The sequence below is a fragment of the Peribacillus sp. Aquil_B1 genome (genome assembly GCF_022603275.1).
GTDB lineage: Bacteria > Bacillota > Bacilli > Bacillales > DSM-1321 > Peribacillus.
In genome coordinates this window covers 135,091-161,695 of record NZ_JAKXEE010000003.1, presented here as the reverse complement: position 1 = coordinate 161,695, position 26,605 = coordinate 135,091, and the positions used below count along the sequence as shown (strand labels likewise).

Genomic DNA, 26,605 nt, shown 5'->3' with positions numbered 1-26,605 from the left:
GATCCTCATGAAAGAAGCGGTAATAGTAGCTGGAGCAAGGACTCCGGTAGGAAGAGCGAAAAAAGGTTCTCTCGCCAGTGTACGTCCTGATGATTTAGGGGCTCTTGTCGTAAAGGAAACGTTAAAGCGTGCAGGGAATTATGAAGGCACCATCGATGACCTGATTATCGGTTGTGCAATGCCTGAAGCGGAACAAGGATTGAACATGGCTCGGAACATTGGTGCATTGGCAGGATTGCCTTATACAGTACCAGCCATAACGATTAATCGTTACTGTTCAAGCGGGCTGCAAAGCATCGCTTATGGTGCGGAAAGGATCATGCTCGGCCAAAGTGATACTGTCATTGCAGGCGGAGCGGAGTCCATGAGCCTTTTGCCAATGATGGGCCATGTAACACGTCCGAACGCGAGACTTGCGGAAACGGCACCTGAATATTATATGGGGATGGGTCACACTGCTGAAGCTGTTGCAAAAAAATACGGCATTTCCCGTGACGATCAAGACGCATTTTCTGTTCGTAGTCATCAAAAGGCGGCAAAGGCCATTGCAGAAGGAAAGTTTTCGGATGAGATCGTACCGGTTGACGTAACCCTTCGTTCAGTGGGACCAGATCTTAAGTTAAAGGAAAAATCATTTACATTTACACAGGATGAGGGCGTTCGTCCAGGCACCACTGCTGAAGTGCTAAAAAAACTAAGACCTGCATTCTCTGTTACAGGATCCGTAACAGCAGGCAATTCATCACAAACGAGTGATGGTGCAGCCGCGGTCATGGTCATGGATGGGGAAAAGGCCTCTTCATTAGGGATGAAACCGATGGGTAAGTTCCGTTCCTTTGCTGTAGCAGGAGTACCGCCTGAAATCATGGGCATCGGACCGATTGCAGCCATACCTAAAGCTTTGAAGCTAGCGGGTCTTGAGTTATCGGATATTGGCTTATTCGAATTGAATGAAGCTTTTGCTTCCCAATCCATTCAAATCATTCGTGAGCTCGGTTTGAATGAAGAGATTGTCAATGTAAATGGCGGAGCCATCGCCTTAGGCCATCCACTAGGATGTTCGGGGGCAAAATTGACATTAAGCCTGCTGCATGAAATGAAACGCAGAAACCAACAGTTCGGAGTCGTGACAATGTGTATCGGTGGCGGAATGGGTGCTGCAGGAGTATTTGAATTATTGGCGTAATCCCACCCCTCCCGGAAGCTGTCATGCTTCCGGCGGGTTTACTATCTTAAATACTTAGGAGGAAATAACATGTCCAATCAAACTACAGATAACCTCATTAAAGGCGGAGCCTTTTTAGTGGAAGATATTACGTATGATCAAGTGTTTACACCGGAAGATTATACTGATGAGCATAAAATGATCGCCAAAACTGCCGAGGATTTCGTAGTGAATGAAATTCTGCCGCAGGTTGAACATTTAGAAAACCATGAATTTGACCGTTCCGTTAAATTACTGAAGCATGCAGGTGAAATCGGTTTACTTGGTGCTGACGTTCCTGAGGAATACAGCGGATTGGGTCTTGATAAAATCAGTTCGGCATTGATTACAGAAAAAATGGCACTTTCAGGCGGCTTTGGAATTACGCATGGTGCACATGTAGGTATCGGATCTTTGCCGATCGTATTATTCGGGAATGAAGAACAAAAGAAAAAATACCTCCCTTTACTGGCAACGGGTGAGAAGATTGCTGCGTATGCCTTAACGGAACCAAGCTCAGGTTCAGATGCCTTGGGAGCAAAAACGACAGCGAAATTGAATGCCGAAGGAACACACTATATTCTAAATGGTGAAAAACAATGGATTACAAATGCAGGTTTTGCAGATGTCTTCTGTGTATACGCAAAAATCGACGGTGAACAATTCTCAGCTTTCATTGTTGAGCGTGATTATAAAGGCGTATCAACTGGGGCTGAAGAGAAGAAAATGGGAATCAAAAGCTCATCCACACGTACATTAATCCTTGAGGATGTACATGTACCAGTCGAAAACCTTTTGGGGGTAGCCGGAAAAGGGCATGTCATCGCTTTCAATATCCTGAATATCGGACGTTATAAATTAGGCGTCGGTGCCGTCGGCGGATCTAAACGTGCCCTTGAGATTACGGCAGCTTACACGAATCAACGTCAACAGTTCAAAACGAAAATTTCCGATTTTAACTTGACGAAAGAAAAACTAGCAACAATGGCATCCAAAATTTATGCAGCAGAAAGCTCTGTATACCGTACCGTTGGCCTTTATGAACAAAGACAAAGCAAATTGACGGATGAGCAAGTAAAAGATGGGAAATCAATGGCGGCTGCAATCGCTGAATATGCAATTGAATGTTCATTGAATAAATTCTTCGCTTCCGAAGTGTTGGATTATGTTACGGACGAAGGCGTACAGCTTCATGGGGGCTATGGTTTCATGCAGGAGTATGAAATTGAAAAAGCATATCGTGATTCCCGGATTAACCGGATCTTTGAAGGTACAAATGAAATCAATCGATTGCTTGTCCCTGGAACTTTCCTGAAGAAAGCACTTAAAGGGGAATTGCCGCTTCTTCAAAAGGCTCAAGGCCTGCAAGAGGAGTTAATGATGATGATGCCGGAAGAACCTGGCGATGAGCCATTGGCACAAGAAAAAATGCTTGTTAGAAACGCTAAGAAAATCGGGATTCTGGCAGCTGGCCTTGCTGCACAGAAATACGGCAAAACTCTTGATCAAGAACAAGAAATCCTCTCCAACATTGCTGATATCGCATCCCTTGCCTATGCAGCGGAATCCGTGGTATTGCGTACGGAAAAAGCAATAGCAGCTACAGGTCTGGAGAAGAACAAACAAAAGGTGCTTTACACTGAAATCTTTGTTCAGGAAGCTTTCAATGAAATAGAACAGCACGCAAAGGAAACGTTAATCGCAGTGGAAACAGGCGATACTCTTCGCATCATGCTTGCGTCGCTCCGCAAGCTGACAAGACATAACCCGATCAATGTCATTGCGAAAAAACGTGAAGCTTCCGTCAAGGTAATCGAAGCTGAAAAATATGCTCTTTAAGCACTGAATCAAAATAAGTAAAGGGAATGCCCGAAAAGGCATTCCCTTTATTTCCTTTGATGAAATCGCATTGGAAATTCAAAAGACAATTCGTTGTATTGCTTGATGAAAACGGGTATTCTATTGATAGGTGGTGAAATGATGGGCTTAACATTATATTGGTACCCAAAATGCGGTACATGCCGTAACGCGAAGAAGTGGCTGGATAATCATGAACTGCAATATGAAGCAATCCATATAGCGGAAAATCCGCCTTCGCGAACAGAAATAGAACAACTATATAAAATCAGCAATTTGGATTTGAAGAAGTTTTTCAATACTAGCGGTCAAAAATATCGGGAGCTTGGCTTAAAGGATAAGCTGAAGGAAGCTTCTGAAGCAGAGATGCTTGATATATTGTCCACGGATGGCATGCTTCTGAAAAGGCCGATTGTTACGGATGGCACCAAAGTGACGGTAGGTTTCAAAGAGGAGCAATTCGAACAGGTTTGGAACTGAAAATTTCTCGAAATATTTGGTTAATTCCTTACTTAAACAAACAATCTACCTTATAATGGAATAGATAAAATAAGATGTACATATGGAGGGTTAATAATGACAACAACACCAAAAGAACTTCGTTACACTAAAGAACATGAATGGGTCAAAACGGAAGATGGAACAGTGCGCATTGGAATTACAGCTTTCGCACAGTCCGAGCTTGGGGACATCGTATTCGTTGAGCTTCCGGAAATCGGCGATGAATTGAAAGCGAACGAACCATTCGGAAGTGTTGAATCCGTTAAGACCGTTTCTGAGCTTTATGCTCCTATCAGTGGCAAGGTTGTTGAAGTAAACGAAGATTTAAGTGACAACCCTGAATATGTAAATGAGTCTCCTTATGAAAAGGCATGGATGGTCGTGCTTGAGCCATCCAATAGCAGTGATATTGAAAACTTGATGAGCGCTGAAGAGTATGAGAGTTTAATCAACGGTTAAAAAGAAGGAGAGGGGGGACTGAAAAGGCCTGCTCTCTTTTTCATTTTGTACTGTGGCAGTTGCACACATAATTCGTGAGATGGAGTGATGACATGGAGTGGGGCGAATTCGATAAAGTGATCATTGTAGAAGGCAGTTCCGATAGAAGAAAAGTTGCCTCCGTTTTAAATGAAGATGTGGAAATAAGATGTACGAATGGGACCATATCATTAACTAAACTGGATGAATTAGTGGATGAATTAATGGACCGTGATGTTTATCTCCTTTTTGACGCAGATGAATCAGGAGAAAAGCTGCGGAAGCAGTTCCGAAGGGAAATGCCGGAAGCGAACCACCTGTATATTAATAAAATGTACAAAGAAGTGGAAAGCTCGCCCGAACATCATATCGCAACTGTGCTTCTATCTGCCAATATGAATGTGAAAATGAAATTTTTAAGTCAAAGGGTGAACGACTAATTGATGCAGGAATGGAAAGAAGAAGAGTGTAAGCTTGCTATTGAAAATGGGGAAACCTTTTGCTTATATTTATATACCCCTTTATGCGGCACTTGTCAGGTTGCCTCCAAGATGCTGACGATATCCCTGGAGCTATTCCCGGAATTGAAGGCAGGCAAAATGAATATGAATTATGTCCAAGCAATGGCCGAAACATATGAAATCGAAAGTGTTCCTTGTTTATTGCTTTTCAAAGAAGGACAGCTGCACAAAAAAATATATGCCTTTCAATCCGTTCCTTATTTGTACGGATTGCTTAAGGAAATCAGCTAAGAAACCAATCAGAACCGTGGTTGGTTTCTTTGTTGCGGACATTTGAATGCGAGAAGAAGTTAAACAAAGAATATTCTAACAATTCATTGACTGATTTAATCTAAAATGCTATATTTTGAATTAAGTAACGGCAGAATTTAATAGTTCTTATCAAGAGTGGCGGAGGGACTGGCCCGACGAAGCCCGGCAACCGGTATAAAGTTTATATACGGTGCTAATTCCAGCAGAGTGTTGGCTCTGGTAGATGAGGTGTGTTCTGGAAACCTCTTCTTGTTGAAGTGGTTTTTTTGTTTATAAAAGACCAGATATCATCATATAATTCCAACTAAATCCATAGAAAAAGGTGAAATCATATGTCAGAGAAAAAGTTGCGTTTCGAAACATTGAGTGTTCATGGCGGTCTGCAAGCTGATGAAACAGGTGCCCGTGCAGTTCCTATCTACCAAAGCAATGCATACTTGTTCAAAGACACCGACCATGCAGCGAATTTATTTGGCCTAAAGGAGAATGGCTATATATATTCACGACTTCATAATCCCACGGTCAGCGTTTTTGAGGAAAGAATGGCCTTATTGGAAGGCGGTATCGGCGGATTGGCAACAGCAAGCGGAATGGCGGCCATCTCACTTTCAATCCTGAATATTGCCGCTGCAGGGGATGAGATTGTTTCAGCCTCCACATTATATGGCGGTACGTATAACCTTTTTGAAAACACTCTTCCGAAATATGGGATCAAAGTGAAGTTCGTTTCTCCTGATGACCCCGAAAATTTCAAAAGGGCGATTACGCCAAGAACTAAAGCCATTTTTGCTGAAACGATCGGAAATCCAAGTTTGAGGGTGCTTGATATAGAAGCGGTAGCGAAAATCGCCCATGATGCCGGAATACCTTTGATCATTGATAATACCTTTGCGACACCGTATCTATGCAGACCAATTGATTTTGGAGCGGATATTGTCATCCATTCCGCTACAAAATGGCTTCTGGGAAATGGAACGACGCTGGGCGGTGTCATTGTGGATGGTGGGAAATTCGATTGGAACTCGCCAAATTACCCTGGCTTCACGGAGCCTGACCCAAGTTACGACGGTCTGGTATACGCCGAGGCAGTTGGACCTGCCGCGTTCATAACGAAAGCCCGAGTCCAGTTACTCCGTGATTTAGGCCCTGCTCTAAGTGCCCAAAGTGCTTTCCAGTTTACGCTTGGACTTGAAACGCTTCATGTAAGGATGAAAGAGCATCTAGCAAACACCAAGTCGGTCATTGAATATTTAAAAAACCATCCTGCCGTGACTTGGGTTTCATATCCTGGTGATGAGGATCATCCCGATAAAGCCCTTGCGGATAAATATTTGCCAAAGGGAGCTGGATCTGTCGTTACATTTGGGATACAAGGTAATCGAGAAGCTGGGGCAAAACTTATCAATGCGGTGGAATTATGGTCCCATGTAGCGAATGTTGGGGATGCGAAGAGCTTGATCATCCACCCAGCCAGTACGACCCATCAACAATTGAATGAGGCGGGTCTTACGAAAGCGGGTGTGAGTGCCGACCAAGTCCGTTTATCGATTGGGATTGAAAATGTAGAGGATTTAATAGAAGATTTGGAGCAGGCAATTGAAAAAGCGACGAATATCGTCTCCTTGACATCCAAAACGGTATAAGTAAAGTTTCTGTACATGCTTGTACTAGAAATATTATACATTGCGCTCCTTTTTTATCTATGATAAAATTTCTCCATACTAAAGAACTTAATGATGTACAAATATTCTATATATTAGCTCTTATCAAGAGAGGTGGAGGGATGTGCCCGATGAAACCCGGCAACCGACAAGGAGATTTCCTTGGAAAGGTGCCAATTCACACAAAGTTTAATTACTTTGGAAGATGAGAGAAAGGCCTGTTTCTTCACCTGCCTTTCTGCTCATGCAGAAAGGTTTTTTCTGTTTTAATGGGGAAAACATGCGCATGATATGAGAAACAGACTAATAATGTAGAGAAATCAACTAAGTTCATAGGTTTTATTGGATAAAAGAGGTGAGGATTAATGATTACATTGACGAAAGTCAGTAAGCTGTTCCGAACAGGAAAAGGAAACAGTGAGACGATCAAGGCTGTAAATAATGTGAATGTTGAAATAAATAAAGGCGAGATTTTCGGTATCATCGGTTATAGTGGAGCGGGGAAAAGTACTTTAATCAGAATGCTCAATGGATTGGAAACTCCCACAGAGGGATCCGTTGTGGTGGCTGAGAAGGAAATTTCAAAAATTAAAGGGGCTCAGCTCCGTAAGGCCCGTCAAGAAATCAGCATGATTTTCCAACATTTCAATCTATTATGGTCGAGGACCGTTCAGGAGAATATATCTTTCCCATTGGAAATTGCAGGAGTTTCTAAAACTGAACGAACCAAGCGTGTGAACGAATTGATCAAGTTAGTCGGACTGGAAGGCAGGGAAAAGGCCTATCCTTCACAATTAAGCGGAGGGCAAAAGCAAAGGGTGGGAATTGCCAGGGCTCTGGCAAATGACCCTAAAGTGCTGCTGTGTGATGAAGCGACTTCTGCCTTGGATCCGCAGACTACCGACTCCATACTCGAATTGCTTGTTGACATCAATCAGCGCTTGGGATTGACGATCGTCTTGATAACACATGAAATGCATGTAATACGCAAAATCTGCCATCGCGTCGCCGTGATGGAAAGCGGGCAAGTTGTTGAACAGGGACCTGTCCTGGATGTTTTCAAGAACCCTAAAGAACAAATGACGAAGCGTTTCGTGCAACAGGTAACGGAACCGGAAGAAACGAAAGAAACGATGGACCATTTGCTCGAACGCTATCCTGCAGGCAAAGTGATTCAATTGACCTTTGTAGGCGATCATGCAGAAAGCCCGTTGATCACCAAGCTTGTACGTAATTTCGAGTTGGATGTAAATATCGTTCAAGGCAAGATATCCCAAACAAGAAGCGGTTCATATGGAACATTGTTTATCCATCTTGATGGCACTGAGGATGAAATGCTCCGCGCAATCGAATTCATTAAAGCACAGCAGGTAGGCGTGGAGGTGATTACTCATGCTTGAAGAATTATTGCCGAATGTTGATTGGGAAGACATTATTGAAGCTACGAGGGAAACACTTTACATGACAAGCGTCTCTGTAGTGGCAACCTTTTTTATAGGGATAATATTAGGATTGATCCTGTTCCTGACAGGTAAGGGTAATATGTGGGAAAACCGGGCAGTCAACGGGATCATGAGTGCTGTCGTCAATATATTCCGTTCCATTCCATTTCTTATTTTGATTGTGCTGCTCATTCCTTTCACTAAAGCGCTTGTCGGTTCCATGATCGGAGAGAACGCTGCACTGCCGGCACTTATTATCGGTGCGGCACCATTTTATGCGCGTATGGTTGAAATCGGCCTTCGTGAAATCGATAAAGGTGTAATTGAAGCCGCTAAATCGATGGGGGCAAAAACGAGCACGATCATTTGGAAGGTCCTTCTTCCAGAGTCGATGCCTGCCCTTATTTCCGGGATTACGGTAACATCGATTGCATTGGTTGGATATACCGCAATGGCCGGGGTCATCGGCGCAGGCGGGCTTGGTAATCTAGCCTATTTGGACGGCTATCAAAGAAATCAAAATGACGTTACGCTTGTAGCGACGATCGTTATTCTAATTATCGTCTTCATAATTCAAATTATTGGAGATGTGATTACATCTAAATTGGACAAAAGATAAGGGAGATGAATAGGATGAAAAAGTTTTTAGGATTTGCATTAATTTTAGTGTTATCTATCGCTTTGGCTGCTTGTGGAAGTGAAAAGGATAAAAGCGGCAGTGATACGGAGAAAGAATCGAAGAAAATAGTTGTAGGGGCATCGAATGTTCCTCATGCTGAAATCCTTGAGGAAGCTAAACCGCTTCTTAAAGAAAAAGGGATCGAATTGGAAATCGAAACGTTCCAGGACTATGTTTTACCGAATAAAGCGTTGAATGATAAGGAATTGGATGCTAACTACTTTCAACACATTCCATATTTAGAGGGGCAAATTAAAGAAAATGGATATGACTTCGTTAATGCTGGCGGAATCCATATCGAGCCGATTGCTCTATATTCACAAAAATATAAAAGCATTGATAAACTTCCGGAAGGCGCAACAATCATTATGAGCAGCTCTGTCGCTGATCATGGACGCGCTTTAGCCCTTTTGGAAAAGAATGGCCTGATCACTTTGAAAGAAGGCATCGATAAAACGACGGCTACAACTAAAGACATCGTTGAAAATAAGAAAAACCTTAAATTTGATGCTGATTATGAAGCGGCCCTGCTTCCTAAAATTTATGAGAGCGGCGAAGGCGATGCAGTCTTGATCAACTCCAACTATGCAATTGACGCAGGATTGAATCCGCTTGAAGATTCGATTGCGATTGAAGATTCGGAATCACCATATGTGAATGTCATTGCCGTAAACAAAGGTGACGAAAATAAAGAAGCAATAAAAGCGCTTGTAGAAGTATTGCATTCTAAAGAAATTCAAGATTTCATTCTTAAAGAATACAAAGGTGCAGTTGTACCGGCGGATAAATAATTCAAGAATGGCGATCTGATTTAATTCAGACCGCAGTTCGTAAACAAAAAGGTTTCGGAATAGACTCATTCCGAAACCTTTTTGTTTTATATTGGATTTGAAGCAGTAAAGCGATTTGTACTCACGATAGCCTTCTATATTTGTTGTTGAGTGCCAATGGGCAGAGATAATAACCAAAACGCTCATATTACGTATAGCCATTGCGGAAGAATCTCTCTTTTTGTTCGAGGACGTGTAAAGAGTAAAGCTGGTGTTTTGTTAGTTGCATCTGCGTCAACTGCTTCAGTGTTTCCAGCTTCTTAATCACTTGTACAATCAGAGGCTCTAAATACGAGTTTTTCCGCTTACTATCGTCCCAACACAAATCCATTACGGTCTGCTGACGCATAAATGAATAAGCAGCTGGTTTGTCCGTTCAGCTTTTACATAATGCGTCGCTCATATTTTTTTCCGGACTTAGAGAAGTGAGGCACTTCATTTTGGAAACCTTAGGTGAAAGTGATTCTATCTGATTGTTTGGTCTTAGTGGATTGGAACGGAAGGTACGAGACTCCTGCGGGAAAAGCGAGTCAAGGGAGACCCCGCAGGCGCAAAAGCTCCGAGGAGGCTTCCGGACCACCCGCGGAAAGCGAGTGCCTGAAGGGGAAGTAACGTTCGAATTTGAAAAACCTAAAAAACTGTAGACAAAAATGATATCCAGTTTGTCTAAAGTATGCGGCCTGATTTAATTCAGGTCGTTTTTTTATGTTTAATCATGAAAGTAAAGGGTATAGAGATAATGAAGGTAATAAAATGATTCGCAAATTTGAAAGGATGGTTCACTATCAATACTCTGGATTTAAATGTAACAAGCGAAATGGAAAAGGCGATGCAGTCTTCACATGGGGTTGGCTACAGTGAATACAGTAGAAACTTAGACCTCCGTATCGAGGTTGAGAAAGAACGGGATAGGGAACATGTAAAGTGCAACAAAATGGTCCAGGACCTGCAACGCAAAATTCACGGCTAAGCATATAAAAGAGTTCTTTAAAAGATCGGTCTGTAGAGGTAAAATGGAAAGTGGTCCATAAAATAAGGGTTTCCTTATTGGATAAACTTACATAATACCTGACAGTCCGATTTTTTTCTTTTTATAGCGGAACGTTCATACCTTGCAATCGAATTCTTCGAACATATATTAATAAGGACGAAGATTTGCCGAATAATAAGATAATTTTAACAAAAGCTAAAATAAGTATGATTATGCAGTAAACAGGCTATATCTGTTAGTATAGTAAGAATGGGACAGGTTTTTAACATGGAAGAAGTGGAAACCCTATCTATTTAGTTGATTCCAAATTGGATTTGTTATAAAATTGGAATGAGAATAAAGTGAGAATGCTTTTACGTAAATTATAGTGATAGAAAGTAATCTTTACTTTCTGGTAATAAAATTGGAATTAGTTCACGGAGGTATTATTATGTCAGCTTCTACATTAACGGTTAAAGATCTTCACGTATCAATTGAAGGTAAAGAGATTTTAAAAGGGGTAAACCTTGAAGTTAAAGGTGGAGAAATCCATGCGATCATGGGACCAAATGGAACTGGTAAATCCACTTTATCATCAGCAATCATGGGTCACCCTAAATATGAAGTAACGAGCGGAAGCATCACATTCGATGGTGAAGATGTATTGGAAATGGAAGTCGACGAGCGCGCTCGTGTCGGTCTATTCCTAGCTATGCAATATCCAAGTGAAATCAGCGGTGTTACAAATGCTGACTTCTTACGTTCTTCCATTAACGCACGCCGTGAAGAAGGCGATGAAATTTCATTGATGAAATTCATCCGTCAAATGGATCAAAAAATGGAATTCCTTGAAATGGATGAAGATATGGCGCAACGCTATTTGAATGAAGGTTTCTCCGGCGGAGAGAAAAAACGCAACGAGATTCTTCAATTAATGATGATTCAACCTAAAATTGCAATCTTGGATGAGATTGATTCAGGTCTAGATATCGATGCACTTAAAGTCGTTTCAAAAGGAATCAATGAAATGCGCGGAGAAGACTTTGGATGCTTGATCATCACTCACTACCAACGTCTATTAAATTACATCACTCCTGATTTTGTTCATGTAATGATGCAAGGACGCGTCGTAAAATCAGGCGGTCCTGAACTTGCTGCCCGCTTGGAAGCGGAAGGTTATGATTGGATCAAGCAAGAATTGGGCATTGAAGACGAAACTGTTGGCGAAGAAGCGTAAGTAGGAGGATTTGCAATGACTACAGAAACGAAATTACCGTTTGAACAAGAGGATATAAGCTCCTATTCAACTAAAAATAATGATCCAGCTTGGCTATCCGAGCTTCGGATTCAAGCGTTTTCTGAATTAGAAAAGCTCCCGATGCCAAAGCCGGATAAAACGAAGATCGATAAATGGAATTTCACTTCTTTCCAGACCCATACGGTTGAAAGTGAAGCTTTTGCCTCTTTAGAGGAGCTTCCGGAAGAAATTAAATCCATCATTGAAGAAAATGAAAACTTATACATTCAACGCAATAATACGCCGGCACATATCAATCTGTCAGCAAATGTGAAAGAGCAAGGCGTCATCTTTACAGATATTTTAACAGCGGCTCGTGACCATGCTGAGCTTGTGCAAAAATATTTCATGAAAGATGGCGTTAAGATAGATGAACATCGTTTAACTGCACTTCATGCTGCATTAGTTAATGGGGGGGCATTCCTTTATGTCCCGAAAAATGTAGAAATCAAAGAGCCGATCCAATCGGTATTCCTGTTGGATAATCCTGATACTACACTTTTCAACCATGTCTTGATCGTAGCGGAAGATAATAGCTCTGTCACATATGTAGAGAATTATTTCTCAAGCGTTGAGTCTAACGAAGGGATTGCCAACATCGTAACGGAAGTATTTGCAAATGCGAATGCCAAAGTCGAATACGGAGCGGTCGATACCCTTTCAAAAGGCTTCACGACATACGTTAACCGCCGTGGAGTGGCAGGACGTGACGCTCGAATTGAGTGGGCGCTTGGCCTGATGAACGACGGAAATACGATTTCAGATAATACAACATATCTAATGGGCGATGGCTCACACGGTGATACTAAATCCGTTGTAGTCGGACGCGGGGAACAAAAGCAGAACTTCACGACAGCCATCATTCATTTTGGCAAACGCTCTGAGGGCTATATCCTTAAGCATGGTGTCATGAAAGACGCGGCATCCTCCATTTTTAATGGAATTGGGAAAATAGAGTATGGTGCTACAAAAGCCAATGCCGAACAAGAATCACGCGTTTTGATGTTGAGTGAAAAAGCACGCGGTGATGCCAATCCGATCCTCTTGATTGATGAAGATGATGTAACGGCTGGTCATGCTGCTTCCGTCGGCCGTGTCGACCCGCTTCAACTGTATTATTTAATGAGCCGTGGTATTACAAAGAAAGAAGCAGAAAGACTTGTCATTCACGGATTCTTGGCCCCTGTTGTTAACCAGCTTCCAATTGAGGGAGTTAAAAAACAATTAGTAGCGGTCATTGAAAGGAAAGTACAGTAATGAACCCATACGAAATTCGTAAGCTTTTTCCAATATTAGATCAAGAAGTCAATGGTCAGCCATTAGTTTATTTAGATAGTGCTGCAACCTCTCAAAAACCGGCTGCAGTGATTGAAGCGATTGAGCAATATTACCGCGGCTACAACTCGAATGTTCACCGCGGAGTGCATACACTAGGAACAAAAGCTACGGATGCGTATGAAGGTGCTCGTGAAAAGGTACGTAAATTCATTAATGCTTCTTCTACAGAAGAAATCATCTTTACCAGAGGCACAACGACTGCATTAAATACTGTAGCAAGAAGTTACGGTGGTGCAAATATTAAAGAGGGTGACGAAATCGTCATCTCTTACATGGAGCATCACAGTAATATCATTCCGTGGCAGCAGATTGCCAAAGAAAAAGGCGCTGTATTGAAGTATATTCCACTTCAAGAGGATGGCACGATTTCCATTGACGATGCGAGGGCTACAATTACGGAAGCAACGAAAATCGTGTCCATCATGCAGGTTTCGAATGTGCTTGGCGTTATCAATCCTGTGAAGGAAATCGCCCAAATTGCCCATGATCACAATGCTGTAATGGTAGTCGACGGGGCACAAAGCACGCCGCATCTAAAAGTGGATGTCCGTGATTTGGATTGTGATTTCTTTGCCTTCTCAGGTCATAAAATGGTCGGTCCAACAGGTATCGGCGCATTGTATGGCAAGAAAGATCTTCTAGAAAAAATGGAACCGATTGAATTCGGCGGAGAGATGATTGATTTTGTAGGTTTGCATGAGTCTACATGGAAAGAACTCCCGTGGAAATTCGAAGGCGGTACCCCAATCATCGCCGGCGCCATCGGCATGGGGGCTGCCATTGATTTCTTGGAGGAAATCGGTTTGGATAATATTGAACGGCATGAACATAAGCTCGCTGCATATGCAATGGAGAAAATGTCAGCAGTTGAAGGACTGACCATTTACGGTCCTAAAGATGCAGAAAAGCGTGCTGGTGTAATTACCTTCAATATTGATGACGTACATCCACATGATGTCGCTACCGTTCTTGATGCAGATGGAATTGCTGTCCGTGCCGGTCACCACTGCGCACAGCCATTAATGAAATGGCTTGACGTATCAGCGACAGCAAGAGCAAGTTTCTATCTATATAACACGGAAGAAGATATTGATAAGCTTGTGTCCGGGCTTGTTAAAACGAAGGAGTATTTCAGTAATGTCTTTTGATAACCTTGATACACTTTACCGTCAAGTCATTATGGATCACTATAAGAAACCTCGTAATAAGGGCATGCTAGAAGATGGAAGCATGACAATCGATATGAATAATCCAACTTGCGGCGATCGGATTCGTTTAACGATGAAGATCGAAGATGGCAAGGTCAGCGATGTTAAATTCGATGGTGATGGTTGTTCGATATCCATGAGTTCGGCTTCCATGATGACGCAAGCCATTAAGGGCAAAGACGTTGATACTGCTCTAGCGATGTCCGAGACTTTTTCCTTAATGATTCAGGGAAAAGAATACGACGATGAGATGGACCTTGGGGATATTGAAGCCCTTCAGGGTGTTTCTAAATTTCCTGCCCGAATCAAGTGTGCTACCCTAGCTTGGAAAGCTATGGAAAAGGGATTGAAGGAATAATTAAATTAAAATGAGCTGTTGTAATTCAGCCATTTGAAATGGAGGAATACGAGCTATGGCAAAGAAAATGCCTGATATCGGCGATTATAAATATGGCTTTGCGGATAAAGATGTTTCCATCTTCCGTTCAAAGCGTGGTCTGACAAAAGAAATCGTGGAAGAAATTTCTCGAATGAAGGATGAACCGCAATGGATGCTTGATTTCCGTTTGAAATCATTGGAGCATTTTTACAACATGCCAATGCCTCAATGGGGCGGCGACATGCAGAGCCTGAATTTTGATGAAATCACATACTATGTTAAACCATCAGAGAAATCAGAGAAATCTTGGGATGAAGTTCCTGATGAAATCAAACAGACTTTTGATAAATTGGGAATTCCTGAAGCCGAGCAAAAATACCTTGCCGGTGTATCTGCCCAATATGAATCCGAAGTGGTTTACCATAGCATGAAAGAAGAGTTGGAAGAATTGGGTATCGTGTTTAAAGATACGGACTCAGCACTTCGTGAAAATGAAGATATCTTCCGTGAGCACTTCGGGAAAACGATCCCGCCGACTGACAATAAGTTCTCTGCATTGAACTCGGCAGTTTGGTCAGGTGGATCTTTCATCTATGTACCAAAAGGCGTTAAAGTGGATACTCCGCTTCAAGCATATTTCCGGATCAACTCTGAAAACATGGGGCAATTCGAACGTACGCTAATCATTGTTGATGAAGGCGCATCCGTTCACTATGTAGAAGGTTGTACAGCTCCTGTTTATACAACTAACTCCCTTCATAGTGCGGTTGTTGAAATTGTCATCAAGAAAGATGCTTACTGCCGTTACACGACGATCCAAAACTGGGCAAACAACGTGTTTAACCTGGTTACGAAACGTGCGGTTTGTGACGCTAATGCAACAATGGAATGGATCGATGGTAACATCGGTTCCAAATTGACAATGAAATATCCTGCTGTCATCTTAAAAGGTGAAGGCGCTCGCGGTATGACATTATCGATTGCCATTGCAGGAAAAGGCCAACACCAAGACGCTGGAGCGAAAATGATTCACCTAGCGCCAAACACATCTTCAACGATTGTATCTAAATCAATTTCTAAACAGGGCGGTAAAGTAACATACCGTGGTATCGTTCATTTCGGACGTAAAGCGGATGGAGCTCGTTCAAACATTGAATGTGATACATTAATTATGGATAATCAGTCTACATCTGATACGATCCCTTACAATGAAATCTTGAATGATAACATTTCCCTTGAACACGAAGCGAAGGTTTCCAAAGTATCTGAAGAACAATTGTTCTACTTGATGAGCCGCGGGATTTCTGAGCAAGAAGCAACGGAAATGATCGTAATGGGCTTCATCGAACCATTTACAAAAGAACTTCCAATGGAATATGCGGTTGAAATGAACCGTCTGATCAAGTTCGAAATGGAAGGCTCCATCGGGTAATGACCGACTGGCCTGCCTGTAAGGCGATTTAGAATAACCATTCATACAAAAGCCTGCCAGGTCTGTCTGGCAGGCTTTTTGTTTTGATATTCCACACCCTTATACGAAAGATTAGATATGGTTCAATAAGGGTAAAAATAACAATAGAAGTCAGGAAATGGGGCCTGTCCCGAGGGAGTGATGGTACAGATGATTTATGTTGGTGTGACCGGTTGGGGAGATCATGATAGTTTGTATCATGGCGATGTTTCCCAACGTGATAAACTTAAAGAGTACGGGGCTCATTTTCCCATTGTGGAGGTGGATGCCTCCTTTTATGCAGTCCAGCCAAAGAGGAACAGTGAAAAGTGGGTATCCGAGACGCCGGCATCATTCCAGTTTGTCGTTAAAGCTTATCAAGGGATGACAGGACATCAGCGTGGGGAAATCCCATTTGAAAGTAAGAAGGAAATGTTCAAGGCATTCTGCGACTCTCTGGAAGCTTATCAGAAGTCCGGAAAGCTCGCGATGGTCTTATTTCAGTTTCCGCCATGGTTTGATTGTAAACGTGAAAATGTAAATTACCTGCGATGGTGCAAAGCTGAAATGGGCGATATTCCAGCGGCCATAGAATTTCGGAATCAAAGCTGGTACAGGTCTAACGTAGTCCAGCAAACTTTGGATTTTATTGAAAAGGAAGGCTGGATCCATACTGTATGCGATGAGCCGCAGGCTGGAGAGGGATCGATTCCTGTCGTTCTGCAGGCCACCGATAAAGATAAAACCCTGATACGCTTTCATGGCCGTAACCTGCATGGTTGGCAAAGGCCTTCTTCGGGTGATAATTGGCGAGAGGTCAGGTACTTATATCGATATAATCAGCAGGAATTGACTGAATGGGTGGAGAAAATCAGGATATTGGAAAAGGAATCCAAGGATATATATGTCCTGTTCAATAATAATTCAGGCGGAGACGCCGCTGATAATGCCAAACAAATGATTGAGTTGCTTGGCATAGAATATGAAGGGCTGGCTCCTAAGCAGCTTGGTTTGTTTTAAGAGGATATATATAATTAAGATAGTGTGACAACTAGTAGAGGTTATATCCTCACAAACAGGTAAAGGCGGATTTCTACATGGTATGGTTAGTATTAGTGGGTATTGGATTATTTGCAGGAGCTATCGGAGCTCTTGTCGGTCTTGGCGGCGGCATCATCATTGTGCCTTCTCTTTTATATTTAGGTACATCTACAAATATTATTGATGAGCTGACTCCTCAGGTCGCTGTAGGTGTTTCAACCGTAATCATGATTTTTACCGGCTTATCTTCCACTTTATCTTATTTAAAACATAAAGTGGTGGATTATAAGGCCGGCTTAATCTTTTTTATTGGCAGTGCGCCTGGTGGAATATTAGGGGCTTATGTGAATAAAAACCTTAACGCCGAAGCTTTTTCATTGTACTTTGGTATTTTCATGGTTTTCATGGCCATTGTGTTATTAGTGAAAAATCGTTTGAAGCCAATGCTATTCAAGCCTGGAAAAGGGAAAATAGTGAAAACGTATGAAACTGAAAATGGACATTCATTTTCTTATGGTTATCATCCCGTGTTAGCTGTATTGATTTCCTTTGTCGTGGGATTCAGCTCCGGATTATTTGGCATTGGCGGTGGGGCCTTAATGGTTCCCGTCATGATGCTTCTTTTCTTCTTCCCTCCGCATATGGCTGTAGCGACTTCGATGTTCATGGTATTTTTATCATCCATCACTAATTCGATTACCCATATTTCCCTTGGAAATGTAAATTGGCCATATGCATTTGCCCTTATTCCGGGTGCATGGTTCGGTGCTAAATTGGGCGCATTCATCAATACGCGCCTTAAGAGTGCATCGCTGGAAAATATGTTGAAAATAGTGCTGATAATCATTGGTTTACGTCTTATATACCAAGGTATTACAGGATAAACGAGGAGGAGAAATGATGTCAGAAGTCATTCATATATATCACACCAATGATCTCCATAGTCATTTTGAGAATTGGCCTCGTATTGATAAGTTTCTTAAAGAAAGAAGACAACTTCATCAAGAAACGGGAGAAGAAGCAATCATACTGGATATAGGCGATCATGTGGACCGCTGGCATCCATATACAGAAGGTACGTTGGGTAAGGGCAATATTGAACTGCTGAATGAAGCGTGCTACCAATATGTGACCATCGGCAATAATGAAGGGATCACTTTACCTCATGATGCATTAGACTCCTTATATGATCATGCAAGGTTCAAGGTCTTGGCAGCCAATATTTATTACGGTGATAATGAAAGGCCGGAATGGGCGCTGCCATATTGGATACATACGACGGTAAAAGGCACCAAAATTGCCATGATAGGTTTGACAGCTTTTTTTCAAAAGTTTTATTCTGCGTTGGGCTGGGAAATAACAGAACCATTCGTGGAGCTAAAGGCACAGCTTGAAAAGGTCAAAACAGAGGCGGATATAATCATCATCCTTTCCCACCTGGGCATCCATGATGATGAGAGGATGGCAGAGGATTTTCCGGAGATTGACATCATACTTGGCGCGCATACCCACCACATCCTCCACCAGGGTAAATTAATCAATGATACTCTCCTTTGCGGTGCAGGGAAATATGGTTTCTATGTTGGACAGGTGGAAATGTCCGTCAATCAGGAAAAGAAAGTTAGCCATAAGCGTGCCATTCTTTATGATACCAATGACTTTTTCGAATTGGAGAATGAACGGTCATGGATTGAAGAGATATACCAGGCCGGTGGGGAAACGCTAAAACAGGTTGCAGTGGATTTACCCGAAGCACTGGATAATGATTGGTTCAAAGGAAGTCCTTTGACGGAAATCCTTGGGGATGCCCTAAGGGAGTGGACTCAGGCGGATTGTTCCTTTTTGAATGCAGGTCTCCTGCTTGAAGGGCTGCCAAAGGGACCTGTCACAATAGGGGATATTCACAGAATCTGTCCGCATCCCATCAATCCTTGCGTCGTTGAAGTTAATGGGAATGAATTAAAAGAAATCTTAATGCAATCGAGAAATGAGGAGTGGCCTCATATTCAGGTGAAAGGTTTCGGTTTCCGCGGAAATATCATGGGAGCCATGCATTATGATCAAATTGAATTTAACGAAATCGAGAATGGAATCGTAAAAGGGATCCTTATAAAAGGAGAGAAACTGCAGGCGGATAAGTCCTATAATCTAGCCATACCTGATATGTTTACGTTTGGGCACTTCTTTCCAAGTATCCAGCGCTCCAATCGCAAGAAATACCTGCTTCCGGAATTCTTACGGGATATCCTTTTATGGAAGCTGAAAAAAATATACACAAACGCCTAACGCTAAATCACGGTTTCGCCCTTTTTTTCATAAAGTATGGGGAAGAAAGGGGCGAAACCAATTGATTAACATGATACCAATAATTCTTGATAATCATACATTCCTAGCCATTTCTGTCCGACTTCCAAAAACGAATTTACTTGCTGTCGCGTCCGAAAAAGGGTATATAATGTGCGGTGCGTTAGATGTTGGACTGTTGAATGATAAATTGAAAGATCGTAAAATCCTTGCAGGGAGGGCTACGGGAGTTAAATCGATTGAAGAGTTATTGGAAGCGCCGCTTGAATCGGTTACCTGGGAGGCTGTGGAAAAGGGCATTCATCCAGGAATGATTGGTAAAGAGGCATTAATCAAAATGATTTGAAAAGGCGGGCTTTCTTTTTTTCAGAAGGGGGCCTTATTTTTTTTATATGAAAATGCTGATATTTTTTCAATAAATATGTTCAAACAGATTCATTTATCAAAATATTTTCCGATAATCTTTATAAAGGAAATAAACGGTTTGATTTACAAATATTTAATGGGGAGATGGGGTACAAGTATGAGGCTAGCTATTACAAAGTCCCTAAGCCCTGGAGTAAGGCTCGGTAAAAACATCTATAATGAGCGGGGCCATGTCCTATTGTGCGAGGGTCTTACATTAACGCAGAAAATGATCAATCGACTGGTGTCCCTTAATATACCCTTTGTTTACATTCAAGATTCCAGGACGGATGATATCGTTCCAATGCCCCCAGTGTCCGGGAAACTTAGAAGAGAAGCCATTAATACGATTGAAACCACTTTCCTGGACATGAAAAACAAAATGAACTTTGATGGATCATTCACGATAGAGCGGGCTAACGTCAAGTTCACTCAAATAGTCCGGAACATCATGGACGAGCTGAAAAGGAATAAAGAGTTAATGACATTATTGGCCGACGTTTATACATACGATGACTATATCTTTACGCATTCCTTCAATGTGACCTTATATACCCTGGCGATCGGGATGGAATTGAATATCAATAATAAGAACCTTGAGATTCTTGGGCTTGGGGCGATTTTACATGATGTCGGCAAAATGCTCGTGCCTTTGGAAATCCTCCGTAAACCAGGCAGACTGACGGAAATGGAGTTTGAACAAATCCGAAAACATGCCGATTACGGATTTCATTTAATCAAAAATGTTCATACCGTTTCACTTTTAGTTGCGAATTGTGCCTATCAGCATCATGAAAGGTTAGATGGATCTGGATATCCCCGTGGGATAAAGGGGGATGAAATCCATTATTTCGGGAAGATCATTGCCGTTGCCGATGTGTTTGATGCAGTCACTTCCAATCGGGTTTACCGTAAGGCCATGCTGCCGCATCAAGGTTTGGAAGTCCTTTATGCCGGAGTCGGGAAAAAGTTCGACAATACGATCATCGAGGCTTTCCGCAGGGCGGTTGCCATTTATCCTAATGGTCTATCAGTAGAATTGAATGATGGAAGGAAAGGAGTGGTATCCGCTCAAAATGAGGGGATTGGAGACCGCCCCATGATAAGGATACTAGAGGAAGATGGGGAGCAGATAAAAGAGCCCTATGAAGTGGACTTGAATAAAAACCTGCATTTGCTTATCATGAAATGTCTAAATATACAAGAACCAGCCTAACCTCAAGGATAAGCTGGTTTTGTCATTCCTTGTTTTCCTTCATGATCGCAGGTGCCACCGAACCGTTTCCGTTACTAAAATAACTTGGAACATCACCTTCGATCAGCAGGCTTCCGACTGTCACTTCCTGACTCACCTTGGTCTCCTTTGTGAAAGAGGGGATGACGATTTGAATATTGACGTCAAAATCCACAATCAATTCATAATAAACATTATTGATGCCTGCGTTTGTCAGTTTTGTCCTCAAATCCGATTCAACATTCCCGATGACTGACATTTTCACTGGGATTTCAGGTCCGTAATTGGAAAGGAGGTTATTCCCGGTTACAACACCAAATGGTATATAATAGACCACACTTTTATATTGTTCATCATTTATTTTGGCTGAACCTGTTTTAAATGGGTTTCCTTGTTTGATGCCAAGTTTCTTTTGAATGTCCTTCGTTATGTTAGCCCGCAATTCACTGTATATGACCGGATTGAAGCTATAGGAGGAACTGGAGTCCTTACCGCCCTTGTTGTTGGTGATGATTTTGTTCATATCAACCTTGGCTATATTCTCATCAACCGATTCATGAATCGTTTCCGTTGCGATCCGTTTGATTTCATATTCAGCTACACTCATGATCACGGGTTCGATTGATTTGTCCACGTACCAAAGAGTCATGATGCTTGATATGATAAACAGGATAAATGAATAGAGAAATACTTTTCGGGTGGGAAGAGGCCCCTTTTTTCGGAATTTCTTCGGTCGAAATCTTTTTCGGAACACGCTTTAGCCCCCTTTACTAATACCTATGCATCAAGTTCAGGGGTTTATGTTGAAATCAAAAAAAAGCAGCGTAAAAATTCACGCCGCTCACTTTCGCTTTTTAGCCAAGTCTTTCCTTTCCCACAATCTTAAATAAGGGTAAGGATCAAAGCTCCATTCTGTGATTCCATTGTCTTTGTACATTCCGTAATGAAGATGCGGAGGGAATTTCCCCGAAGTTCCCGGAGGACCGTAACCTGTACTGCCGACACCTCCGATGACTTGTCCGGGCTCGACGATTTGTCCGACTTTCAACCCTTTGGCAAAGCCGCTTAAATGGGCAAAGTAATGATAGGTATTATTTAAATCCCGTATCCCTATCCTCCAACCGCCGAATTTGTTCCAGCCCTTCATCTCGATGATTCCGTAGCTGGTGGAACGAACGGGAAGGCTATAATCTGCAAAAATATCAGTGCCCTCATGGATTCTCCTTCCACCCCATCCACGAGCGCTTCCCCATGTATTCAAGTACGTATAATGAGTCCGTACTGGAACAGGGAAGGCCTTTTCATGTAAATCCAGCCGGCCATATTTCTTATAAATCTCGGCGTTGCCGATAATGATGCTGACTGCTTTATCTCGTTTATAATAATCCCACAAACCGATCCGGATATTATCTTCATCTGCACCATAAGATTGGAGATGCTTCGAAAAAGCATACAATCGATCGGTATCATTATTGATATCAGCTTTGCCATCACCATTGCCATCCTGGCCCGATCCATCAAAAAATGTGATCGTGAGCGGGTTCACGTCATTTAAGTCAGGATTGAGGGCCCCGCTCCACTTTGAAGGCTCGATGTGGATGCCTATTAAACCCTTTGCCGGCTCTAAGTCCCTTCGTGCAGCCCTGAGGCTGTGCTCATATTGATCAGCTCCAGCAAGGTAATACCACGGGATTTGGAGAGTAGCCTCCATATTTTTATATAGCTCCATTCTCCCGGGATAAACATCTGGGGTATTGGCAGCATCAGCCACTTGGACTGGTGCATTCAAAATTAACAAACAAGTTATAGTAAGAAGGAATATTTTTTTCAACAGGGCAGGCTCCTTTCATGACATTTTCCGTAATTAAAATACATCAGTCCATCCATCTTTTATAGTTTTGCTGATTTAGCTATAAACATGAAAAATAAATAATGGGAAACCAACTATAACTTGTATAAATGCTTTTTTATTGTTAAAGTAGGGTGTGTTAATTTCTATAGAATGGAGTGGCATTTTCATGTCTTCTACAAATAAAGAAATTCTTCGTAAACCAGATTGGTTGAAAATAAAGCTTAATACTAACGAAAATTACCTCGGTTTAAAAAATATGATGCGCGAGAAAAATCTTCATACAGTCTGTGAAGAGGCAAAATGTCCAAATATTCACGAATGCTGGGCAGTGAGAAGAACGGCTACTTTCATGATCTTAGGTGAAATCTGTACAAGGGCATGCCGTTTTTGTGCTGTTACAACCGGCCGTCCGAATGAATTGGACTGGGCTGAACCTGAGCGTGTTGCCGATTCCGTTGTTTTGATGAATTTAAAGCATGTCGTCATTACAGCTGTTGCCCGTGATGATTTAAAGGATGGAGGCGCTGAAGTTTTCGCTGAAACAGTCCGTGCCATCCGTCGCAAAAATCCATTTACTTCTATTGAAGTATTACCGTCTGATATGGGCGGGGAGTTTGAAAATATCAAGACTTTGATGGATGCTAAACCAGATATCCTGAACCATAATATAGAGACTGTCAGAAGTTTATCCGACCGTGTACGGGCTCAGGCCAAGTACGAACGTTCTTTGGAGCTTTTAAGAAGAGCCAAGGAACTGTATCCGGAAATCCCGACAAAATCCAGTTTAATGGTAGGTCTTGGTGAAACGCGGGAGGAAATCCTCGAGACGATGGATGACCTAAGGGCTAATAATGTTGATATCATGACGATCGGTCAGTATTTACAGCCGACTAAAAAGCATTTAAAGGTGCTGAAATACTACACGCCTGAGGAATTTGCCGAACTGAAAGAACGTGCATTGGAAAAAGGCTTCAGCCATTGCGAATCCGGTCCGCTTGTCCGTTCATCCTACCATGCGGATGAACAGGTTAATGCTGCGGCTAAACATAAGCAAAGCAAAGGTGAAGAATTATTGAAATAGAGTGAAATAAAGGACCGAAAAATTCGGTCCTTTTTTATTCAACGGTTATCCATTTTTTGATGGATGTTATCATGATGATCCCTTTTATCGTTAACCATTTCTCCATTTTCATTTTCTGCGTCACTCATTTTGTATCCTTGAGGCGATTTCAGCATTCTTTTGATCGTTTGTTCGATCGTATAGTCAATCCCTTTGCTGCCGGATTTCAATGTTGAGAAGTTCTCGACATCTTGGGCAAGGGTTTGATAATCATCACTGACGTAGACATGATAGTAGCGAGGCACGACGGACATGGCAGTACGTTTAACTTGGTCTGCGGTTTCCGTTCTATCCTTGGCATTGGTATCATATACGACAAGCACTTCCTCATCAGTAACGAGGGTAGCGGCATCATTGACATTTGGAATCTGAACACTCAGTTTAGAAATGACATCAGACAGTTGTTCACGGTCAATGGAAGCAGCTTTGTTGGAAATGTTACGGCCATCAATGGTTGCACTATTGGTGCGGGTAAAACCGAAATCATCACTTTTATTGTCATTATTACGATAATCCTCATCATAATATTGAGTTGGATTATTTACGTTTGTTGGGTTACCGGCATTGTTTTTTGCACCCATCCCCTGATCTTTTTCTTTATCAGCACATCCGGTTAGTGCAATAATCGAGCTTAAACCTATCGTTATTATCGTTTTTTTCATCAATAACACCCCCGTAACTTTAGGATGAACATATTTCTCTATTTTTCGCTTAGTAATTGATGGGGAATCAGTTATAATTTAAAGAAGAAATGTATTTATGAGAGGTGAAAACAATGATTACCATCAATAACATGACCTACGAAATAATTGAGGATGAAAGGGAAGGCTATAACGAAGAAGCGTTTAAGGCCAGATACAGTGAGATTTTAACGAAGTATGATTATATAGTAGGGGATTGGGGTTACGGGCAATTAAGGCTGCGTGGATTTTTTGATGATTCCAATCAGAAAGCGACCTTCGATACGAAAATAAGCACGCTTAGTGAATATTTATATGAATACTGCAATTTTGGCTGTCCTTATTTCGTCGTGAAGAAAGTAAAGAAATAAAAAGGCCAGAATTCACTCTGGCCTTCCATGTTAAGAGTTGCCATAGCCTTTATATGGAGGCTGTTCATCTTTTTCTGGATCATCATGTGTCGGATGTGCACCAGGATATTTTCGAGGTAAGCCTTCGTGCAACGATTTATTTTCATAATTGAAGGCGCTTTGATATCGTTGCCCTTCCTGCCACGGTGTGTTTTTATTCTGAACTGGTGCATCTTTTGCAATGGGTGATCCTAAAGGTCCTTCGGGAAATTCTTCAGGAATTAAATAATTCCTCTGTTTTTCGACATTGGAAAAATCGTGGTATTCTTCTTTGTCCAAGATAATCCCCCCTCATGTAATCGATCTTACATTCAGTAGGTTTTCCCGTTTAAGATAAAAAACTTCAGCACTCAGACGATTTCCATTAAAAAGTGGCGCAGTTCCTCGGCCTCTGCTTCTGACAACTGAAAGGCATGCTCAAGATAGCCTTCCTCTTCTAAATCATCAGGCCCAATAATCGCGAAACGGTTACTCTGCATATTCAAAACAAGCTTCTTTCCATAAAACCGATCGGTAGTCGTAATGGCCAGATCGAATCTCGATTCCTCTCCCATGAAGCTTATGAACCGGGTTTTTGAATCAACGACGTCATTGTATAAATAAAAACGATCTTCCATAGTCTCATTCCCTTCTTATCTTCACATTTGTAGTTCCATCATAACAAAGTGACTTCAATAGGGGAACAGACATTTTTCTGGGCTGCCGGCTGGAGGACTTGATCCCTCCCCTGATGCTTCAAGAACATCCAGCAATCATTGTGTTCATCGATTAAATGAAAATGGTTAAGAATATAAATGGGATCATGAATTGTTTTTCTTGGAGTGGACGTCGAAAAATGCCCCCCTATAGAAAAGACAATGTGTAAGTCGGCGCTCCTGTTCGTAATTGGATGGTGCAATGGTTGTGGTTGAAGGAATTGAGAGTAAGGGAGAAGCTATGGTATTATCAATGAATAAGGTTGGTTCGTCACAGGGTTTTACCTATGCCGATCATGCAACCAATAATTCCCTATATCATCTTAGATCAGAAAGGATCTGGAAATAATGTACTTTGTAGACCGCCAAAAAATTGAACAAATATTAGGTTTTCTTGAAAAGCAGCTTGGACTGTTTGAAGGGCATGATAATTGGGATGGAGACCTTTCGGAACTTATCGCAGAAAGGCTCATACAAACTTCCATCGATTCCGTGTTGGATGTAGGAAATGCGGTAATTGATGGTTTCATTATGCGTGATCCAGGAAGTTATGAAGATATTATCGATATCCTTCAAGATGAAAAAGTGATTTCAGAAGAAAAAGCGATACAATTCAAAAAGGTTTTGCCATTAAGGAAAATGCTGGTTCAAGACTTCATTGAAGTGAATCACAAAGAACTCCATGCGGTATTTTCGGAAAATATCGAGGCATTCAAGCAATTCCCTGATTTGGTCAGGAACTATTTAACAAATGAATTGGGACCTGTATCAGCTTTTAAAAACTAGCAGCGTTAGGAA

28 protein-coding genes and 2 riboswitches are annotated in these 26,605 nt (G+C 41.9%); of the genes, 23 read left to right on the top strand and 5 right to left on the bottom strand.

Translation table 11 applies throughout. The features are described 5' to 3' along the window. Window positions 1-7: 7 nt before the first annotated feature. The 20 genes from MPH60_RS18960 to MPH60_RS18865 all read left to right on the top strand — a co-directional run bounded on the left by MPH60_RS18960 (window position 8) and on the right by MPH60_RS18865 (window position 21,032). On the top strand, window positions 8-1,186 hold the full coding sequence (locus tag MPH60_RS18960) for an acetyl-CoA C-acetyltransferase (RefSeq protein ID WP_137023769.1): 1,179 nt from the start codon (window positions 8-10) through the stop codon (window positions 1,184-1,186). Between the two features lie 69 nt (window positions 1,187-1,255). Continuing rightward, a complete protein-coding gene (locus MPH60_RS18955) occupies window positions 1,256-3,043 on the top strand; it encodes an acyl-CoA dehydrogenase family protein (RefSeq protein WP_241592702.1) in 1,788 nt (595 codons plus the stop codon). 141 nt (window positions 3,044-3,184) lie between these two features. Continuing rightward, a complete protein-coding gene (locus MPH60_RS18950; protein ID WP_241592704.1) occupies window positions 3,185-3,541 on the top strand; it encodes an arsenate reductase family protein in 357 nt (118 codons plus the stop codon). A 96-nt stretch (window positions 3,542-3,637) separates the two neighbouring features. Next, window positions 3,638-4,021: a glycine cleavage system protein GcvH gene (gene gcvH, locus MPH60_RS18945; RefSeq protein WP_034310122.1), complete on the top strand. Its 384-nt coding sequence runs from the start codon at window positions 3,638-3,640 to the stop codon at window positions 4,019-4,021. A gap of 92 nt (window positions 4,022-4,113) precedes the next feature. Then, entirely contained in the window at window positions 4,114-4,479 is a 366-nt protein-coding gene (locus MPH60_RS18940) for a toprim domain-containing protein (RefSeq protein WP_048688210.1), read from the top strand. Between the two features lie 3 nt (window positions 4,480-4,482). Further along, window positions 4,483-4,791: a thioredoxin family protein gene (locus MPH60_RS18935; RefSeq protein WP_241592841.1), complete on the top strand. Its 309-nt coding sequence runs from the start codon at window positions 4,483-4,485 to the stop codon at window positions 4,789-4,791. 144 nt (window positions 4,792-4,935) lie between these two features. Further along, window positions 4,936-5,042: riboswitch (SAM riboswitch) on the top strand. Between the two features lie 102 nt (window positions 5,043-5,144). Continuing rightward, window positions 5,145-6,455 carry an O-acetylhomoserine aminocarboxypropyltransferase/cysteine synthase family protein gene (locus tag MPH60_RS18930; protein ID WP_241592706.1) on the top strand — a complete coding sequence of 437 codons (1,311 nt, stop codon included), beginning with the start codon at window positions 5,145-5,147 and terminating at the stop codon, window positions 6,453-6,455. Between the two features lie 117 nt (window positions 6,456-6,572). Next, window positions 6,573-6,685, top strand: a riboswitch (SAM riboswitch). A gap of 153 nt (window positions 6,686-6,838) precedes the next feature. Further along, on the top strand, window positions 6,839-7,873 hold the full coding sequence (locus tag MPH60_RS18925) for a methionine ABC transporter ATP-binding protein (protein WP_063234022.1): 1,035 nt from the start codon (window positions 6,839-6,841) through the stop codon (window positions 7,871-7,873). After that, window positions 7,866-8,534 carry a methionine ABC transporter permease gene (locus tag MPH60_RS18920; RefSeq protein ID WP_101223656.1) on the top strand — a complete coding sequence of 223 codons (669 nt, stop codon included), beginning with the start codon at window positions 7,866-7,868 and terminating at the stop codon, window positions 8,532-8,534. The genes MPH60_RS18925 and MPH60_RS18920 overlap by 8 nt, the downstream gene beginning before the upstream one ends. A gap of 14 nt (window positions 8,535-8,548) precedes the next feature. Beyond that, window positions 8,549-9,385, top strand: a complete 837-nt coding sequence (locus MPH60_RS18915; protein WP_241592708.1) for a MetQ/NlpA family ABC transporter substrate-binding protein — start codon at window positions 8,549-8,551, stop codon at window positions 9,383-9,385. A 1,460-nt stretch (window positions 9,386-10,845) separates the two neighbouring features. Next, window positions 10,846-11,631, top strand: coding sequence for a Fe-S cluster assembly ATPase SufC (sufC, locus tag MPH60_RS18910; RefSeq protein WP_034310141.1), 786 nt, complete (start codon window positions 10,846-10,848; stop codon window positions 11,629-11,631). 15 nt (window positions 11,632-11,646) lie between these two features. Further along, window positions 11,647-12,948, top strand: coding sequence for a Fe-S cluster assembly protein SufD (gene sufD / locus MPH60_RS18905; RefSeq protein WP_207438845.1), 1,302 nt, complete (start codon window positions 11,647-11,649; stop codon window positions 12,946-12,948). After that, window positions 12,948-14,177: a cysteine desulfurase gene (locus tag MPH60_RS18900; RefSeq protein ID WP_241592710.1), complete on the top strand. Its 1,230-nt coding sequence runs from the start codon at window positions 12,948-12,950 to the stop codon at window positions 14,175-14,177. The genes sufD and MPH60_RS18900 overlap by 1 nt, the downstream gene beginning before the upstream one ends. Next, entirely contained in the window at window positions 14,167-14,595 is a 429-nt protein-coding gene (gene sufU / locus MPH60_RS18895) for a Fe-S cluster assembly sulfur transfer protein SufU (RefSeq protein WP_034310148.1), read from the top strand. Before MPH60_RS18900 ends, sufU begins: the two co-directional genes overlap by 11 nt. Before the next feature lie 55 nt (window positions 14,596-14,650). Beyond that, the gene (sufB, locus tag MPH60_RS18890; protein WP_241592712.1) at window positions 14,651-16,048 is read left to right on the top strand and encodes a Fe-S cluster assembly protein SufB; all 1,398 of its coding nucleotides are present in this window, start codon (window positions 14,651-14,653) and stop codon (window positions 16,046-16,048) included. A gap of 189 nt (window positions 16,049-16,237) precedes the next feature. After that, window positions 16,238-17,086: a DUF72 domain-containing protein gene (locus tag MPH60_RS18885; RefSeq protein ID WP_241592714.1), complete on the top strand. Its 849-nt coding sequence runs from the start codon at window positions 16,238-16,240 to the stop codon at window positions 17,084-17,086. Window positions 17,087-17,163: 77 nt separating this feature from the next. Further along, entirely contained in the window at window positions 17,164-17,991 is an 828-nt protein-coding gene (locus tag MPH60_RS18880) for a sulfite exporter TauE/SafE family protein (RefSeq protein WP_241592717.1), read from the top strand. Between the two features lie 16 nt (window positions 17,992-18,007). Next, window positions 18,008-19,393: a bifunctional metallophosphatase/5'-nucleotidase gene (locus MPH60_RS18875; protein WP_241592719.1), complete on the top strand. Its 1,386-nt coding sequence runs from the start codon at window positions 18,008-18,010 to the stop codon at window positions 19,391-19,393. A gap of 61 nt (window positions 19,394-19,454) precedes the next feature. Then, on the top strand, window positions 19,455-19,757 hold the full coding sequence (locus MPH60_RS18870; protein WP_137016416.1) for a YunC family protein: 303 nt from the start codon (window positions 19,455-19,457) through the stop codon (window positions 19,755-19,757). Window positions 19,758-19,934: 177 nt separating this feature from the next. Beyond that, complete coding sequence (locus tag MPH60_RS18865; protein WP_241592721.1) at window positions 19,935-21,032, top strand: HD-GYP domain-containing protein; 1,098 nt, start codon at window positions 19,935-19,937, stop codon at window positions 21,030-21,032. 22 nt (window positions 21,033-21,054) lie between these two features. Here MPH60_RS18865 and yunB read toward each other — a convergent pair whose 3' ends face one another. Both yunB and MPH60_RS18855 read right to left on the bottom strand, forming a co-directional pair. Further along, window positions 21,055-21,804 carry a sporulation protein YunB gene (gene yunB / locus MPH60_RS18860; RefSeq protein WP_101223646.1) on the bottom strand — a complete coding sequence of 250 codons (750 nt, stop codon included), beginning with the start codon at window positions 21,802-21,804 and terminating at the stop codon, window positions 21,055-21,057. Window positions 21,805-21,891: 87 nt separating this feature from the next. Then, a complete protein-coding gene (locus MPH60_RS18855) occupies window positions 21,892-22,881 on the bottom strand; it encodes a M23 family metallopeptidase (protein ID WP_405388905.1) in 990 nt (329 codons plus the stop codon). A 187-nt stretch (window positions 22,882-23,068) separates the two neighbouring features. Here MPH60_RS18855 and lipA point away from each other — a divergent pair, with 187 nt between their 5' ends. Then, a complete protein-coding gene (gene lipA / locus MPH60_RS18850; protein WP_241592722.1) occupies window positions 23,069-23,983 on the top strand; it encodes a lipoyl synthase in 915 nt (304 codons plus the stop codon). Between the two features lie 38 nt (window positions 23,984-24,021). Here lipA and MPH60_RS18845 read toward each other — a convergent pair whose 3' ends face one another. After that, window positions 24,022-24,684, bottom strand: coding sequence for a YhcN/YlaJ family sporulation lipoprotein (locus tag MPH60_RS18845; protein ID WP_241592724.1), 663 nt, complete (start codon window positions 24,682-24,684; stop codon window positions 24,022-24,024). A 113-nt stretch (window positions 24,685-24,797) separates the two neighbouring features. Between MPH60_RS18845 and MPH60_RS18840 the strand changes: the two genes are divergently transcribed. After that, on the top strand, window positions 24,798-25,073 hold the full coding sequence (locus MPH60_RS18840; protein ID WP_101223644.1) for a YutD family protein: 276 nt from the start codon (window positions 24,798-24,800) through the stop codon (window positions 25,071-25,073). A 30-nt stretch (window positions 25,074-25,103) separates the two neighbouring features. On the opposite strand, the gene MPH60_RS18835 is transcribed toward MPH60_RS18840, so the two are convergent. Together MPH60_RS18835 and MPH60_RS18830 are read right to left on the bottom strand one after the other, a co-directional pair. Beyond that, the gene (locus MPH60_RS18835; RefSeq protein ID WP_245406378.1) at window positions 25,104-25,391 is read right to left on the bottom strand and encodes a cytosolic protein; all 288 of its coding nucleotides are present in this window, start codon (window positions 25,389-25,391) and stop codon (window positions 25,104-25,106) included. Window positions 25,392-25,462: 71 nt separating this feature from the next. Continuing rightward, a complete protein-coding gene (locus tag MPH60_RS18830) occupies window positions 25,463-25,729 on the bottom strand; it encodes a DUF3055 domain-containing protein (protein WP_098371475.1) in 267 nt (88 codons plus the stop codon). Between the two features lie 426 nt (window positions 25,730-26,155). Between MPH60_RS18830 and MPH60_RS18825 the strand changes: the two genes are divergently transcribed. Next, the gene (locus tag MPH60_RS18825) at window positions 26,156-26,593 is read left to right on the top strand and encodes a DUF86 domain-containing protein (protein ID WP_101223642.1); all 438 of its coding nucleotides are present in this window, start codon (window positions 26,156-26,158) and stop codon (window positions 26,591-26,593) included. Window positions 26,594-26,605 lie beyond the last annotated feature (12 nt).

What these genes read in the sequence shown, in the direction of transcription:
- MPH60_RS18960 (WP_137023769.1), top strand. Translation starts at nt 8, where the DNA reads ATGAAAGAAGCGGTAATAGTAGCTGGAGCAAGGACTCCGGTAGGAAGA.
- MPH60_RS18955 (WP_241592702.1), top strand. Translation starts at nt 1,256, where the DNA reads ATGTCCAATCAAACTACAGATAACCTCATTAAAGGCGGAGCCTTTTTA.
- MPH60_RS18950 (WP_241592704.1), top strand. Translation starts at nt 3,185, where the DNA reads ATGGGCTTAACATTATATTGGTACCCAAAATGCGGTACATGCCGTAAC.
- gcvH (WP_034310122.1), top strand. Translation starts at nt 3,638, where the DNA reads ATGACAACAACACCAAAAGAACTTCGTTACACTAAAGAACATGAATGG.
- MPH60_RS18940 (WP_048688210.1), top strand. Translation starts at nt 4,114, where the DNA reads ATGGAGTGGGGCGAATTCGATAAAGTGATCATTGTAGAAGGCAGTTCC.
- MPH60_RS18935 (WP_241592841.1), top strand. Translation starts at nt 4,483, where the DNA reads ATGCAGGAATGGAAAGAAGAAGAGTGTAAGCTTGCTATTGAAAATGGG.
- MPH60_RS18930 (WP_241592706.1), top strand. Translation starts at nt 5,145, where the DNA reads ATGTCAGAGAAAAAGTTGCGTTTCGAAACATTGAGTGTTCATGGCGGT.
- MPH60_RS18925 (WP_063234022.1), top strand. Translation starts at nt 6,839, where the DNA reads ATGATTACATTGACGAAAGTCAGTAAGCTGTTCCGAACAGGAAAAGGA.
- MPH60_RS18920 (WP_101223656.1), top strand. Translation starts at nt 7,866, where the DNA reads ATGCTTGAAGAATTATTGCCGAATGTTGATTGGGAAGACATTATTGAA.
- MPH60_RS18915 (WP_241592708.1), top strand. Translation starts at nt 8,549, where the DNA reads ATGAAAAAGTTTTTAGGATTTGCATTAATTTTAGTGTTATCTATCGCT.
- sufC (WP_034310141.1), top strand. Translation starts at nt 10,846, where the DNA reads ATGTCAGCTTCTACATTAACGGTTAAAGATCTTCACGTATCAATTGAA.
- sufD (WP_207438845.1), top strand. Translation starts at nt 11,647, where the DNA reads ATGACTACAGAAACGAAATTACCGTTTGAACAAGAGGATATAAGCTCC.
- MPH60_RS18900 (WP_241592710.1), top strand. Translation starts at nt 12,948, where the DNA reads ATGAACCCATACGAAATTCGTAAGCTTTTTCCAATATTAGATCAAGAA.
- sufU (WP_034310148.1), top strand. Translation starts at nt 14,167, where the DNA reads ATGTCTTTTGATAACCTTGATACACTTTACCGTCAAGTCATTATGGAT.
- sufB (WP_241592712.1), top strand. Translation starts at nt 14,651, where the DNA reads ATGGCAAAGAAAATGCCTGATATCGGCGATTATAAATATGGCTTTGCG.
- MPH60_RS18885 (WP_241592714.1), top strand. Translation starts at nt 16,238, where the DNA reads ATGATTTATGTTGGTGTGACCGGTTGGGGAGATCATGATAGTTTGTAT.
- MPH60_RS18880 (WP_241592717.1), top strand. Translation starts at nt 17,164, where the DNA reads ATGGTATGGTTAGTATTAGTGGGTATTGGATTATTTGCAGGAGCTATC.
- MPH60_RS18875 (WP_241592719.1), top strand. Translation starts at nt 18,008, where the DNA reads ATGTCAGAAGTCATTCATATATATCACACCAATGATCTCCATAGTCAT.
- MPH60_RS18865 (WP_241592721.1), top strand. Translation starts at nt 19,935, where the DNA reads ATGAGGCTAGCTATTACAAAGTCCCTAAGCCCTGGAGTAAGGCTCGGT.
- lipA (WP_241592722.1), top strand. Translation starts at nt 23,069, where the DNA reads ATGTCTTCTACAAATAAAGAAATTCTTCGTAAACCAGATTGGTTGAAA.
- MPH60_RS18845 (WP_241592724.1), bottom strand. Translation starts at nt 24,684, where the DNA reads ATGAAAAAAACGATAATAACGATAGGTTTAAGCTCGATTATTGCACTA.
- MPH60_RS18840 (WP_101223644.1), top strand. Translation starts at nt 24,798, where the DNA reads ATGATTACCATCAATAACATGACCTACGAAATAATTGAGGATGAAAGG.
- MPH60_RS18830 (WP_098371475.1), bottom strand. Translation starts at nt 25,729, where the DNA reads ATGGAAGATCGTTTTTATTTATACAATGACGTCGTTGATTCAAAAACC.
- MPH60_RS18825 (WP_101223642.1), top strand. Translation starts at nt 26,156, where the DNA reads ATGTACTTTGTAGACCGCCAAAAAATTGAACAAATATTAGGTTTTCTT.